The organism is Salicola sp. Rm-C-2C1-2, assembly GCF_040196175.1.
GTDB lineage: Bacteria > Pseudomonadota > Gammaproteobacteria > Pseudomonadales > Oleiphilaceae > Halospina.
Genome location: NZ_JBEFNF010000005.1, coordinates 146,150 through 160,281, shown reverse-complemented (window position 1 = coordinate 160,281; position 14,132 = coordinate 146,150). Strand labels below are relative to the sequence as shown.

General features: G+C 61.8%; 13 protein-coding genes. 9 read left to right on the top strand and 4 right to left on the bottom strand.

Features of this window, described 5'->3' with window-relative positions; translation table 11 throughout:
• Positions 1-19: 19 nt before the first annotated feature.
• Positions 20-775, top strand: coding sequence for a VIT1/CCC1 transporter family protein (locus tag AAF659_RS10390; RefSeq protein WP_349751680.1), 756 nt, complete (start codon positions 20-22; stop codon positions 773-775).
• Positions 776-782: 7 nt separating this feature from the next.
• On the opposite strand, the gene AAF659_RS10385 is transcribed toward AAF659_RS10390, so the two are convergent.
• A complete protein-coding gene (locus AAF659_RS10385) occupies positions 783-1,163 on the bottom strand; it encodes a MerR family transcriptional regulator (RefSeq protein ID WP_349751679.1) in 381 nt (126 codons plus the stop codon).
• A 127-nt stretch (positions 1,164-1,290) separates the two neighbouring features.
• On the opposite strand from AAF659_RS10385, the gene AAF659_RS10380 reads away from it, so the two are divergent.
• Positions 1,291-3,783, top strand: a complete 2,493-nt coding sequence (locus tag AAF659_RS10380; RefSeq protein ID WP_349751678.1) for a heavy metal translocating P-type ATPase — start codon at positions 1,291-1,293, stop codon at positions 3,781-3,783.
• A gap of 165 nt (positions 3,784-3,948) precedes the next feature.
• Positions 3,949-4,749 (top strand): crotonase/enoyl-CoA hydratase family protein, encoded by an 801-nt coding sequence (locus AAF659_RS10375; RefSeq protein ID WP_349751677.1) that lies wholly within the window; start codon positions 3,949-3,951, stop codon positions 4,747-4,749.
• Positions 4,750-4,761: 12 nt separating this feature from the next.
• Here the strand turns inward: AAF659_RS10375 and AAF659_RS10370 are convergent, their stop codons facing one another.
• On the bottom strand, positions 4,762-5,220 hold the full coding sequence (locus AAF659_RS10370) for a DUF4112 domain-containing protein (protein WP_349751676.1): 459 nt from the start codon (positions 5,218-5,220) through the stop codon (positions 4,762-4,764).
• A gap of 94 nt (positions 5,221-5,314) precedes the next feature.
• Here AAF659_RS10370 and AAF659_RS10365 point away from each other — a divergent pair, with 94 nt between their 5' ends.
• Genes AAF659_RS10365 through AAF659_RS10340 form a run of 6 tightly spaced genes read left to right on the top strand, consistent with a single transcriptional unit; the run spans position 5,315 to position 11,147 of the window.
• Positions 5,315-8,113, top strand: a complete 2,799-nt coding sequence (locus AAF659_RS10365; protein WP_349751675.1) for a monovalent cation/H+ antiporter subunit A — start codon at positions 5,315-5,317, stop codon at positions 8,111-8,113.
• Complete coding sequence (locus tag AAF659_RS10360; protein ID WP_349751674.1) at positions 8,114-8,455, top strand: Na+/H+ antiporter subunit C; 342 nt, start codon at positions 8,114-8,116, stop codon at positions 8,453-8,455.
• Positions 8,452-9,972 (top strand): monovalent cation/H+ antiporter subunit D, encoded by a 1,521-nt coding sequence (locus tag AAF659_RS10355; protein ID WP_349751673.1) that lies wholly within the window; start codon positions 8,452-8,454, stop codon positions 9,970-9,972. The genes AAF659_RS10360 and AAF659_RS10355 overlap by 4 nt, the downstream gene beginning before the upstream one ends.
• 1 nt (position 9,973) lies before the next feature.
• Positions 9,974-10,477, top strand: coding sequence for a Na+/H+ antiporter subunit E (locus AAF659_RS10350; protein ID WP_349751672.1), 504 nt, complete (start codon positions 9,974-9,976; stop codon positions 10,475-10,477).
• Entirely contained in the window at positions 10,474-10,743 is a 270-nt protein-coding gene (locus tag AAF659_RS10345) for a K+/H+ antiporter subunit F (RefSeq protein ID WP_349751671.1), read from the top strand. The genes AAF659_RS10350 and AAF659_RS10345 overlap by 4 nt, the downstream gene beginning before the upstream one ends.
• The gene (locus AAF659_RS10340) at positions 10,740-11,147 is read left to right on the top strand and encodes a Na+/H+ antiporter subunit G (protein WP_349751670.1); all 408 of its coding nucleotides are present in this window, start codon (positions 10,740-10,742) and stop codon (positions 11,145-11,147) included. The genes AAF659_RS10345 and AAF659_RS10340 overlap by 4 nt, the downstream gene beginning before the upstream one ends.
• Here the strand turns inward: AAF659_RS10340 and AAF659_RS10335 are convergent.
• Together AAF659_RS10335 and AAF659_RS10330 are read right to left on the bottom strand one after the other, a co-directional pair.
• Positions 11,108-12,499, bottom strand: coding sequence for a sigma-54-dependent transcriptional regulator (locus tag AAF659_RS10335; protein ID WP_349751669.1), 1,392 nt, complete (start codon positions 12,497-12,499; stop codon positions 11,108-11,110). The two genes, AAF659_RS10340 and AAF659_RS10335, sit on opposite strands and share 40 nt — an antisense overlap.
• Entirely contained in the window at positions 12,496-13,965 is a 1,470-nt protein-coding gene (locus AAF659_RS10330) for an ATP-binding protein (protein ID WP_349751668.1), read from the bottom strand. The genes AAF659_RS10335 and AAF659_RS10330 overlap by 4 nt, the downstream gene beginning before the upstream one ends.
• Between the last annotated feature and the right edge of the window lie 167 nt (positions 13,966-14,132).

Here is a 14,132-nt window from a genome sequence, read left to right as displayed (position 1 = left end):
CCGGATCAGAGTCGCTTCCATGCCCAATCATCACCTTGAACACAGCCATGACCCCGAAGCCATACGGCAACGTCTTAATGCCGAACCCGCGCCCAGCTACCTGCGCGATGCCATCCTCGGCGGCATTGATGGCTGTGTTACCACCGTTGCCGTCATTGCCAGTGTCGCTGGCGCTGGGCTGCCCGGCATGATCGCTTTCGTACTCGGCATTGCGAGTCTTATCGCCGATGCCTTCAGCATGGGCGTCAGCAATTATCAGGCGGTCAAAAGCGACGATGACGCACGCAATCAGCTCCGCGACCAGGAGGAGCGTCATATCCTGCTCGATCCTGACGGGGAGAAGGAGGAAATACGCCAGATCTTCGCGCAGAAAGGATTTGAGGGCCAGACGTTAACGAACATCGTGGACACCATCAGCGCGGATCACCGCCTCTGGGTGAACACCATGATCCAGGAAGAGTTCGGCCATCCTCTCTCGGGCCCGTCGCCCTGGAAAGCGGCCATCGCAACTTTTGCCGTCTTTATTGGTGTCGGGTTAATCCCACTGCTGCCGTTTATTGCGCCCTTCCTGGTGGGACTGGATATGTTTGTGGTCAGCGCTATCGCCGCCGTGATTTCGCTCTTTGGCATCGGCTGGGTCAAAGGCGTTGTACTTGGCATGAGCCGTTTCCGGGGAGGCCTGGAAACGCTGGCCATGGGCGGTGGCGCGGCACTCCTAGCGTTCCTGCTCGGCTTTGTTTTTGAACCCATGCTTGGCGATCTCGCGGTTGGCTGAGCTTACGTCATACCCCGAATGACTCAAGGATCGGACAAGGCCCGGAGTCATCCGCTTCGCAGTCCGCCGCAAGCTGCTCCAGGGAATCGCGAGCCTGCTTCAGTTCCTGGATCCTGGCATCGAGGGCTTCGATACGGGTCCGGGCAAGCTCACGCGCACGCTGGTGATCATGACTGGCATCCAGGCCAATCAGCTCCCGAATCTCCGCCAGCGAGAACCCCGCCGCCTGCGCCTTGCGGATGAACTGGAGACGCCGCAGCTGCTCGTTGCCATAATGCCGCACGCCACCCTCACGCGGGGGGATGTCGAGCAACCCTTTGCGCTGGTAGAAACGGACTGTTTCCACGCCCACATCACAGGAAGCGGCCAGTTTGCCGATGGTCAACATTGATTGCTCCTCAAATCCTGAACTTGACTCCGTACCATGGTACGGCATTCATCATAACTGTGTATTGTCATCCAGGGGTCTATAACGACGATCGCAGCCGTTGAGCCCAACGGCATAAGGAGCAGCTATGAGCACAACGAACGCAACAGATCGCGACTACGATCTCACCATTGAGGGCCTCAACTGCGGCGGTTGCGTAAGCAAGACAGAAAAGGCCCTCAACGGCGTGGACGGCGTCAGTGAGGCCAGCGTGAACCTGGCAACAGGCAAGGCGCGCGTTCATACCGCGGACGCCGTTTCCCTTCAGGCGCTGAAAGAGGCGGTGCAGCAGGCCGGCTTCGATGTCGCGACGGAAACCTTCCGTTTCCAGGTCACCGGCATGCATTGCGGGTCCTGCGTCAGCCGTGTGGAGGCAGCCGCCCGCGCCTTATCGGGAGTTGTTAGCGCTAGCGTCAATCTGGCTACCGAAAAGGCCATCATCACGGTCGTCGCGGGCACCGTCAGCGCGGATGACGTGGCGCATGCCATCAACGAAACCGGGTATCAGGCCAATGCGATCCATGAGGAAACCTCGAATGAGGAGCAGGAGGACGCCCAAGCCAAAGAGGCACGAACCCTGACACGTTCCGTGGCGATTGCTGTTGTGTTCACACTGCCCGTCTTCATCCTCGACATGGGCGCCCACTTCATCCCGGCCTTTCATGAATGGCAGATGCAGGCCATTGGCCAGCAGCCTCTTTATTACCTGTTCTTCGCTCTTGCAACGGTTGTCCTTTTCGGTCCCGGCCTGCGCTTCTTCCGCCAGGGTCTACCCGCACTGCTGCGGGGCGGGCCAGACATGAACTCACTGGTCATGCTGGGTGCCACGGCAGCCTGGGGGTATTCCCTTGTGGCCACATTCCTGCCCGTCGCCCTGCCAGAAGGCCAGGTTCAGGTCTACTATGAGGCCGCCGCCGTCATCGTGACCCTGATTCTCGTCGGGCGCCTGTTGGAGGCCCGAGCCAAGGGGCGAACCGGCGAAGCCATTAAACGCCTGCTCACACTCCAGGCGCGCACGGCGCGTGTGATCCGCGACGGCGACGCGCAGGAGATTGCCATTGACGAAGTAACCGAGGGCGACACAGTCCAGGTGCGCCCCGGCGAGAAGATCCCTGTGGACGGTGCCGTGAGTGGCGGAGGTTCCTGGGTGGATGAATCCATGATCACCGGCGAGCCCGTGCCCGTGCAGAAAGGCGAGGGGGACGAGGTCGTCGGCGGCACCATCAACCAGTCCGGCAGCCTCACCTTCACGGCGACACGTGTGGGTAACGACACCACGCTGCAGCAGATTGTACACATGGTAGAGGAGGCCCAGGGCTCCAAGCTCCCCATCCAGGCTCTGGTGGACCGGGTGGCTGGTGTCTTTGTACCACTGGTGATGGCGGCGGCTGCCCTGACCTTCGGCATCTGGCTACTGTTCGGGCCGGATCCGGCCCTGAGCTTCGCGCTCATCAACGGTGTGGCCGTACTGATCATCGCCTGCCCCTGCGCCATGGGCCTGGCAACGCCCACCTCTATCATGGTGGGTACCGGCAAAGGCGCCGAGGTGGGCATTCTCTTCCGCCGCGGCGATGCCCTGCAGCGGCTGCGCGATACCGAGGTGGTCACCTTCGACAAAACCGGTACCCTCACCCGGGGCCAGCCGGAACTGACGGATCTTGAGATGATGGGCGAACACCCGGAGGATGAGCTGCTGCGGATGATCGCCAGCGTGGAACAGGCCTCGGAGCACCCCATCGCCAGGGCCATTGTGGCCGCCGCCGGGGCACGTGAGCTGAGCCTTTCAGAAGTGTCCGGTTTCGATACCGCAACCGGCAAAGGAGTTATAGCCCATGTTGATAGCCGCGAGGTGGCCCTTGGCGGGGCCGGTTACATGAAGGAGCTGGGCGTGCCCACTGAGCAGGCCGGCAGCACCGCGGAACGGCTGGGCAACCAGGGCCGCACCCCCCTGTACGCCGCTGTGGACCGGCAGCTGGCGGCCGTCATCGCCGTGGCGGACCCGCTCAAAGAGACTACAGTCGATGCCATCCGGCACCTGCACGATGCCAGCCTGCGCGTGGCCATGATCACCGGCGACAACCAGCACACCGCCAACGCGATTGCACAACAGTGCGGCATTGATGAGGTTCAGGCCGAGGTGCTGCCGGACGGCAAGGTGGATGCGGTCAAGGCGCTGCAGGAAGGGGGCCGGTCGGTGGCTTTCGTGGGCGACGGCATCAATGATGCGCCGGCGCTGGCGCAGTCGGATGTGGGCATCGCTATCGGCACGGGCACGGATATTGCTATTGAGTCAGCGGAGGTCGTTCTGATGTCCGGGGATCTGCGCAATGTGCCCAATGCGATCGGACTCTCCCGCGCCACAATCCGCAACATCAAGCAGAATCTGTTCTGGGCGTTCGGGTACAATACGCTGTTGATTCCGGTGGCGGCCGGGGTCCTGTATCCGTTCATCGGGGTGTTGCTGTCGCCGATGTTCGCGGCCCTGGCGATGGCGGCTTCCAGTGTCTGTGTGCTGACCAACGCCCTTCGGCTGCGGCGGTATCAAGCGCCTATGCAAACTGAGGCGTCGTCTCCAGCCTGAGTGTACGAGCGGGATAGGGGCTGGTAACCTCTGCCGGGAAACGCTGTAAATACATCCCTGTACGCTTGTCTTCCGCCATCCATGGCTCCAGACATTCCCGTCAGAGATTACCAGCCCCTTTCCTTTCAGTGGTTTCGATATATCCGGCCCGAATAAGGAAACACCATGTCTGACCGCGTCACACTGGAAATTGATGACGACATCGCCTGGGTCACCCTGAACCGGCCGAACAAGTACAACGGCCTGGATATGGCCATGTTTGATGCCCTCACTGCCACAGCCAAGCGGTTGAAGAAGGATACGTCCGTCCGCGCGGTGATTCTGCAGGGAGCGGGCAAGGTGTTCTGCTCGGGGCTGGACGTTAAGAGCGTGTCGGCGAATCCGGTGAACTTTGCAAAGCTGCTGTTCAAGTCGGGGCGCAGGATCAGCAATCTGGCCCAGGATGTGGGCTATCTGTGGCGGGAGGTGCCGGCGCCGGTGATCGCAGTGACACACGGGGTTTGTTACGGCGGTGGGTTGCAGCTTGCGCTGGGGGCGGACTTTCGCTATTCAACGCCGGATTGTGAGTTTTCCATCATGGAAGCGAAGTGGGGGCTGATTCCGGATATGAGCCTGACCACAACGCTGTCTGAGCTGATGCCCATTGATAAGGCCAAGGAACTGGCGATGACAGCACGCGTGATCAGCGGTGTGGATGCCGCTGGTGTGGGAATGGTCACTCATGTGAGCGAGGAGCCGCTGGAAGCTGCGCTGAGCTTCGTTGACGAGCTGAAGGAAAAGTCGCCGGATGCGGTGGCCGGTAACAAACTGCTGTTCAACCGCGCCTGGCAGGCTGATGATAAAACGGCGCTTGATTGGGAGACACGGCTCCAGAAGAAGATTATCGGCCGTGCCAACCAGCGCACCGCGGTCGCGCGCAATAGCGGCAAGCCGGAAAAGGCCTTTGGCGTGCGGCGTAAGTTCTAGATCCGACGGGCGTCAGACCGCAATCAGCACCCCTGCCGAAACCAGAAACACAACGAGCACCACCAGCCACAACGGGGGCGACCAGGTGCGCCGTTGTGGCAGAGACACCCGCGCTTCCAGATGCTCGCGCAGCAGTGCGACATTGCGATCGTTGGCGCGGTAGAACACATCGAACACATCGCCGGCAACGGGCAGAGTCCCGCCCACGGCATCCACCAGACCGTTGACAAGCATGCGCAGCTGAAGGGAGGGCGGCGCACCCACCTGACGGGCCTGCTGGATGAGATACAGAGACAGCAACAGCCCGGCAACATCCCCAATGCCCGGGAGCACCCCGAGTAGAGGGCCAATGCCGAAGCGGATATCGGTGAACGGAATCCGGAAGCGGGAGTCGGTCAGGCGGGCAAACCGCTCCAGCCTCACCAGTGTGGCATGCTCCTGCTCATGGGTTTGGGCGCTGATCTCACTCATACCGCAAGCAGCCTATACCTCCACTGGGTAACTGACAATCCAGGCCCCATCCATTACCCTCCGCACCGTCAGAACTGAATGGATGTCTGTTTTCATGATGCTGCTGTCGATTGTCGCATTGCCCCTGCTCGGGGCTTTGGTCACGCCGCTGGTTTCGCGGCGTTCGACAGCCATGCTCCCCACGTTGCTCGCGGGCGCCATTGGCCTCGCCGTGGTCAGCATCCTGCTGAGCCAGGCCATGGACGTTCTCGCGGGAACCGTCCTCATCGAGCACTACCCGTGGCTGCCCGGGATCGGGCTGTCGCCCGCCTTCCGGCTGGATGCGCTGGGGCTTTTCTTCGCGCTCATCATTGCCGGCATGGGCATCCTGATCACGCTCTACGCCCATTTCTATTTCGCGGGCAAGCATGGTGCCGTTCGTTTCCATTCGCTGATGCTCGCGTTCATGGGTGCCATGCTGGGCATCGTGACCTCCGAAAACCTTCTGTTCATGCTGGTGTTCTGGGAAATGACCAGCCTGGTCTCCTTCGTGCTGATCGGCTTCCACCAGGACGAACGCCCCGCCCGCCGCGGCGCGCGCATGACGCTGGTCATCACCGGCGGTGGCGGGCTGGCACTGATGGCGGGTGTGCTTCTGATTGGCAACAGTGTCGGCAGCTTCCGGCTGAGCGACATCCTGGCGCCGGAAGCGGCGCTGACGGCGGATCCGCTCTACCCCTGGATGCTTGGCCTTGTACTGATTGGCGCCATGACCAAGTCCGCCCAGTTCCCGTTCCACCTCTGGCTCCCGAACGCCATGACGGCCCCCACGCCGGTTTCCGCCTATCTGCACTCGGCCACCATGGTCAAAGCCGGCATTTTCCTTCTTGCCCGCCTCAACCCGGCGCTGGGCGACACGGAGGCCTGGCTCTACAGCATTTCCACCGCCGGCATGGCTACACTGCTGACCGGCGCTTTCATCGCCATGTTCAAGCATGACACCAAGGAGCTTCTGGCCTATTCCACAGTCAGCCACCTGGGGCTGATCACCCTGCTGATGGGCCTGAGCACCCGCATGGCGATGGTTGCGGCGCTTTTCCACCTGCTGAACCATGCCCTGTTTAAAGCACCGCTGTTTATGATGGCGGGGGCTGTTCAGAAGGCGACCGGCACCCGGGACATGCGCCGGATCAACGGGCTGTGGCGCACGCTTCCGGCACTGGCCGTCATCAGCGCCATAGCCGCGGCCTCCATGGCCGGGCTGCCGCTGCTCGGTGGTTACCTGAGCAAGAAGATGTTCTTCATCGAGAGCATGAACGCGTCGGTAACACCGACGCTGCAGTGGCTGACGCCGGCACTCGCGGCCATCGCGGGCCTGTTCTCCGCAGCTTATTCCTTCCGTATCTTCCATAACGTGTTCTTCAACGGCAAGCCGCGGAACCTGCCGGTCTGGCCGCCCAAGAATCCTGACGTGGGCATCCAGGTTCCGCCCGCTGTACTGGCGCTGGCGGTTGTTCTGGTGAGCTGGCACGCGAAAACGGTGGTTCATGGCCTGATCGGCCCGGTGGCGTCCGCTGCTGAAGGCAGTGTGCTGCCGGCCTATGACATGCACCAGCTGCATCACATCGGCACCGCCTTCTTCATGAGCCTGGCGGCCATGCTGGGTGGCCTGCTCCTTTACATGGCACGCGAACCGCTGTTCCGGCTCTATGACCAGCTGCCACCCGCAGACGCCCGCGAGATCTTCGAGTGGCTGATGACGCGTACCGGAAGCGCGGCTGAACGGCTGGTACACGGGCTGGAGAACGGCTCGGTTCAGCGCTATGTTGCCCTGATTATCCTGTCCGCCATTGTGCTGGCCGGGCCGGTGCTGCTTTCCGGCATCCAGTGGCACGGCGGCGAAACGCTGACACCGATAGATCCATTAACGGCTCTGGGTCTGGTCCTGCTGATGGCCACGGCGATTGGCACGGTACTTGGGCATCACCAGCGGCTGTTCGCCCTGCTGCTGCTCGGCAGCGCCGGCCTTTTCGTGACCCTGACCTTCGCCCGTTTCTCGGCACCGGACCTCGCACTGACCCAACTCTCGGTGGAGGTCATGGCGGTGATCATCATGATGCTGGCTCTGTCTTTTCTGCCCCAGACCACCCCGCGGGAGTCGAGCCGTTTGCGTAAGGGACGGGATCTCAGCCTTGCCACACTAGGCGGGCTCGGCGTCGGCCTGGTGTCATTTGCCATCATGACCCGACCCCAAAGCACCATTGCCGCGTTCTTCCTGAGCCAGAGCAAACCCGGCGGTGGCGGCAGCAACGTCGTCAATGTCATTCTGGTGGACTTCCGTGGTTTCGACACCCTTGGCGAAATCACGGTTCTCGGTATTGCGGCCGTTGCAGTCTTCGCGCTGACCCGCAACCTCCAGCTCAAAGATCGTATTCCACAGGAGCGGGGCCAGTACTGGGCCTCCAATCCTCATCCGCTGATCCTGCGCACCATGGCACGGCCGATTCTGCCCATCGCCCTGATGGTCTCGGCCTACATCTTCCTGCGCGGCCACAACATGCCCGGGGGCGGCTTCATCGCGGGTCTGATCACGGCGGTAGCCCTTTCTCTCCAATACATGGCAGGCAGCCTGGCCTGGGCCCATGGGCGCATGCTCACTCCCTTCCGGCCGCTGATCGGGCTGGGACTCCTTCTGGCCTGTGGTACCGGTCTGGGCAGCTTGCTGTTCGGCGAAGCCTTCCTCAGCTCGTGGTTCGGCCATTATGATCTGCCATTGTTGGGGCACCTGGAACTGGCCACTGCCCTGCTCTTTGATCTGGGCGTTTTCACCACTGTGGTTGGCGCCACGCTGTTGATCCTGGCCAACCTGGGCAAACTGATGACCGTGCACGGCCCCGGCGAGGAGATCGGATAGATGGAAGCGCTCTATGCCATTGCTGTTGGCGTACTCACCACCTGTGGCCTCTACCTGGTACTCAGGGGTCGCACCTTTCCGGTCATCATGGGGTTGACCCTGCTCTCCCATGGGGTAAATCTCTTCCTGTTCGCCAGTGGCCGACTGGCGCTGGCCGCCCCGGCGGTCATCGGCGAATCCGCTCGACCCACTGACCCCTTACCCCAGGCACTGGTCCTTACAGCCATCGTGATCAGCTTCGCCATGACGGCCTTTGTCGTGGTGCTGGCCCTGCGCGCTGCAGTGGAGCTACGCAGCGATCATGTGGACGGCGTGGATCCAGAGGAGGACTGGCGCCCATGAATCACCTACCGGTTCTGCCCATACTGCTACCACTACTTACCGGGGCGCTGCTGGTCACACTGCCGCGCCTGACCCTGAATGCCCAGAGACTCATCAGCCTGGGCTCGACACTGGCAGTGCTCGGTTTGGTTCTGTGGCTTGGCGCTTCAGTGCTTGAACAGGGTCGACTGGTGTACGCGCTGGGTGGCTGGGCCCCGCCCTTTGGAATTGTGCTGGTGCCGGACCGTCTGAGCATCCTGATGCTGGTGCTCACCGCCAGCCTGGCGCTGCCAGCTATCATCTACGCCTGCCGGGGCGATGATGACAGCGGGAGCCATTTCCACGCGCTCTTCCAGTTCCAGCTTATGGGTCTCAACGGTGCCTTCCTGACCGGCGACATATTCAATCTCTTCGTTTTCTTCGAGGTGCTGCTGATCGCCTCCTACGCCCTGCTCCTGCATGGCGGCGGCACCGCCCGCAGCCGGGCCGGTCTGCATTACGTGGTCATCAACCTGATCGGCTCAGCGCTTTTCCTGCTGGCTCTGGGCATGCTCTATGGTCTGACCGGCACCCTGAACATGGCGGACCTGGCCGTGCGGATCAGCGAGGCGCCACCAGCCGACCAACCGCTACTGCAGGCCGCCTCCCTGATCCTGCTGGTGGTTTTCGGGGTCAAAGCCGCGCTGCTGCCGTTACTGTTCTGGCTCCCCCGGGCCTACACCGCGGCCGCGGCTCCCGTGGCAGCCCTGTTCGCGATCATGACCAAGGTCGGCCTCTACGCCATGCTCCGTGTCTTTCCGCTGGCTTTCGCCCTGGATCAGCCACTGGCCACTCTGACAGCCTGGCAATGGCTCTGGCCCCTGGCGCTGGCGACCCTTGCCCTGGGCAGCATTGGCGTTCTGGGCGCCACCAGCCTGCGCAACATGACGGCCTACATGGTGGTTGTTTCCGCCGGGACCCTCATGGCGATCGCTTCGCTGGGCAGCGCCGAGGCTCTCGCCGCGGGCCTTTTCTACCTGGTGCACACCACGCTTCTTACCGGTGGTTTCTTCCTGTTCGCTGATCTTATTGGCCGCCAACGGGGTTCAGCCGGGGATTACATGGTTGCAACCGCCGCCATGAAGGATCGGCGCACTTTGGGTATTCTGTTCTTCTTCGCCGCAGTGGCACTGGCCGGGCTACCACCATTCAGTGGCTTTGTAAGCAAGGCGTGGCTTCTGCAGGCTAGCCTCGGCGAGGGGGTAGCCGGCCTTTACTGGCCGTTGCTGCTCGGGGCTGGTTTTTTGATGCTGATCGCCCTCAGCCGGGCTGGCAGCAAGTTCTTCTGGCGCCAGTCACCGGAGCGGGACCATGAAATGCGGGCCGACCGCGTGCGCTTTGCTTGTGTACTCACTCTCGTGAGCGCAGGACTCATACTAAGCCTCACCGCCGCCCCCCTGGCGGACTATACTCGGTCGGTAGCAGCACAGCTGATGGCGCCTGGCGATTACGTAAGAGCCGTCCATGAGGCCGGACTCGAGATGACGGGAGGGCACTGAAATGCCACTAATGCCACAGCTGACCCACTGGTGGCCCCGGCCCCACTTTTCGCTGTTCCTTCTGGTGCTCTGGCTGCTTCTGGTAAATTCGGTCAGCCCCGGCCAGCTTCTAATCGGCGCAGTTCTGAGCTGGCTGATCCCCTTCTCCACCCAGCAGTTCTGGCCCGAGCGCCCTCATCTGCACAATCCAGGCCGGCTGCTGCTGTACCTGATGCGGCTGCTGGTGGACATCCTGCGTTCGAACCTGACCGTGGCACGACTGATCCTGCGCGATCCCGGATCTCTGCAGCCGGGCTTCATCCGTTACCCGTTGTCGGTGACCAACGAATTCGCCATCACGCTGCTCGCCAGCAGCATTTCGCTCACACCCGGAACCGTATCCGCGGGCCTGAGTCCAGACCGGCATTATCTGCTGGTGCACGCACTGCATCTCGAAGACGAGGCGGAGCTCATCGAACACATCCGCGAGCGCTATGAAACACCGCTCAAGGAGATCCTGGAATGACTGCAACCATAGTGCCCATCGCCCTGGCGCTGTTCAGCCTGAGCCTGCTCCTGAACCTCTATCGGCTGCTGCGTGGGCCGGACATCATCGACCGGATCCTGGGGCTGGATACGCTCAACATCAACGCCATTGCCGTGATCGTTCTGGGTGGCATCTACGTGGATTCATCACTGATTTTTGAAGCGGCACTGTTGATCGCACTGATGGGTTTTGTGAGCACAGTGGCAATGACCAAGTATCTGGTACGCGGGGATGTAATCGAATGATGGAAGATAGCCTGGCCCTGCCGCTCTGGCTGGATGCATTGATTGCCACTCTGTTTCTAGGGGGCGCGGTGGTCGCCCTTCTGGGCTCCATTGGACTGGCCCGCATGCCGGATTTCTACATGCGTCTGCACGGTCCCACCAAGGCCAGCACTCTGGGCGTGGGCGCGACCCTGATGGGATCGATGATCTGGTTCGCAGTGGGTCACCCGGGCCTGAGCGTACAGGAAATCCTGATCACCGTTTTCCTGTTCGCCACCGCTCCGGTCAGCGCCCACATGATGGCTCGCGCGGCCCTGCACCGGCGTGTCACCTGCCGGGAACGCACCCACGGCGAGCCCTGGGATGAAATGGACAGGCTGCGGGGTTACACGGAATCTTCTTCATCCTCTGACAGCCAACGATAGAGCGTGCGACGGTTCACGCCCAGAACGCGCGCGGCCTGGCGTTTGTTGCCGTCAACTTTGGCCAGTACGTGTTCCACATACCGCTGCTGCAGCGTTTCCAGAGTCGGCAGCGGCTCACCTGATGCGATGAGTCCGGCGTTTTCCGCCGCTGCTGGCTCAGCCGGTTTCTGGCTGCCACCGCTGGCTTCACGCACCCTTGGCGGCAGATGCTCCGGCAGAATCCGTTCACCATTGCAGAAAGTAACGGCACGCTCGACCACATTGGCCAGCTCGCGAATATTGCCCGGGTAGTGATAGGCGCGCAGGCAGGCCAGAGCCGCATCGTCAAAATGCACATCGCCACGTTCGCTGCGCCGCAGCGAGGCGTCCAGAAAGAACATGGCCAGCCGTTCGACGTCATCACTGCGATCACGTAACGGAGGCACCTCAAGCGCAAGCGCTTCCAGACGGTAGTAAAGATCCTCGCGGAAATCACCGCTGGCCACACGGGCCTGCAGATTCTGGTGGGTCGCCGCGATAACGCGCACATCCACGCTCTGCTCGGTATCCGAACCGACCGGGCGGATTGAGCCCTCCTGAAGCGCGCGCAGCAGTTTGGCTTGCAACGCCATGGGCATTTCCGCGATCTCGTCCAGCAGGAGCGTGCCACCATCGGCCTGCCCGAAAAGGCCTGTCCGGGCCCGGTCGGCCCCTGTGAAAGCGCCCCTGGCGTGGCCGAAGAATTCACTTTCCATCAGATCCGCTGGAATCCCCGCACAGTTGACCGCCACAAAAGGTAACTCTGCCCGCGGACTTTCCGCGTGGATGGCACGTGCCACCAGCTCCTTGCCAACCCCGCTTTCCCCCAGCACCAGAACCGGCATGGCCCCAGTTGCCACCTGTCGAATCTGGTCATAAAGGCGATGCATGGGGTCGCTGCCACCGATGATTCCGTGGAAACCCGCCGCGCTGCCACTGGCACGGTAGGCATCCACCTCGCGGCGCAGGGCACGCTGTTCCAGCAGCCGTCGGATCATCAGCAGAAGATGATCCATGGACAGAGGTTTGGTCAGGAACTCGTCCGCGCCGGCCTTGAGAGCGTCCACTGCCTGGTCCACCGTGCCGAAAGCGGTGATCAGAACGAACAGGGGCGGCTCGGCAACCGTCTGGGTGTCACGCAGAACCGCCATGCCATCACCATCCGGCAGCCGCAGATCCGAGACCACCAGATCCGGCCCCCACTCATGACAGAGCTGAACGCCCTCATCGGCTCTCTGTGCGGTGGCCACCTGATAGGCTTCCGCCTCAAGCTCCTCCCGCAGCAGATCCAGCAGACTCGAATCGTCCTCAATCACCAGGATACGGACACTCATCCGACCTCACCTTCTTCCGGTTCCGCAACTCTGGGCCACTGCAGCACCACAGCGCAGCCACCCCAGCGGCTGGTTGCAATGATGATACCCCCGTTGTGTTCCTGCATGACACTGCGCACCACAGTTAGCCCCAGGCCGGTTCCCTCGCCAGCTGCCCGGGTTGTATGAAAAGGCTCAAGGACGGATTCACGATCTTCCCGTGGTATGCCAGGGCCATCGTCCTCGACCGTCACGGCAATGGCCTGGGAGCCACTGCGGACACTGAGTACGACCCTGGAGTCCGCCGCAAGGAAGGCGTTGCGCAGCAGGTTGGAGACAGCCAGCTCACAGCGCGTCCGGTCGCCATGGATCACTGCCCCAGGGGTTTCATTGTGGATCGCCAACGTTACGCCTTCGGGGGCGTCACCATGAGCGTCGACCACACCGGCCACCAGCTCTTCGGTGGTGAAGCGCCCCTCAACGGCACTGGGAGAATGCCGGAAACAGTCCAGAAGCTGCTGCACGATCCGTGTCATACGTTGGACCTGATGGCGTATATCCTCAAGATTGCGCCGTCCGCGTTCATGCTCGGCACGCCGCTCCAGCATCCGCGCGCGACCATCTATCACACTCAATGGTGCCCCCAGCTCATGCGCCACGCCGCCGGCCACGCGCCCGATCATGGCCATTTTCTCCTGATGCTGGAGCCGCTGGTTGAGTCGTGTCTCCCGAGCCTTCTGGTCAAGAATTTCCTGTTCCGCGGCCTCGATACTATCGAGCATTTCGTTGAGGGCCGCCGCCAACTGGCGTGTTTCCCGTGGTCCGCGCAGCGGCGCCCGGATCCGGCGATCACCTCCCCGAACCCTGGCCATAACTGCCGAAAGTCCGCCCACATGGCGCCCCACACCACCGTAATGCCCGCCGATCGCCACCAGCATGATGGCTCCAGCCGCCAGCGACCAGATCCACCAGGCATTGCGACGCAGATCCGCCAGCCTTTGGTCAAAGTCGCTGCGCCGACGAGTGATCTGCAACAAACCTATGATGCGGCCGTCTTCGCTGAAAAGCGGCGTGAAGTGCGAGAACACATTCTCGCCATCGATTTCACGGTAGGTGCCCAGCTCATCCCCCTGGGTCACCGCATCCGCCGCGCTGCGGCTGTCACTCACGTCCCGGTCCACGATGCCCACCTGGGAAACACGGTCGCCGCGTTGGTCATAGACCGATGCACCATAAACACGCCCGACACTGAAAATGGAGGTGGTGATGTCATTGACCTGAACGTAGTCCCCGCTCTGAAGGGCACGCGAGAGCGGATAGCGAGTCGCCTGGGCGAGCAGCGCCAATTCCTGCTGCAGACGTTTTTCGTCATGGGACTGGATGACTCCCAGCCCCCAGTAAACAGCCGCGCCGCTGATCAGCAGTAGCGGCAGAACCACCGCCAGTATCAGGGTGTTCTGGAGACCAGGTAAATGCAGACGCTTCATGATTCACTCCTGGGAACAGGTGGCATAATGTCACACACCTGTGTCTCATGTGTCATTATGTCACACCCTGAGACAACCCAAAGGCTGGTTCTTTTTTTATGGCAAGATCGGTAAGTTATTAAAAAAAAGAAACTTTTCAGAGAGGATCACGCATGGCATGGCTCCTG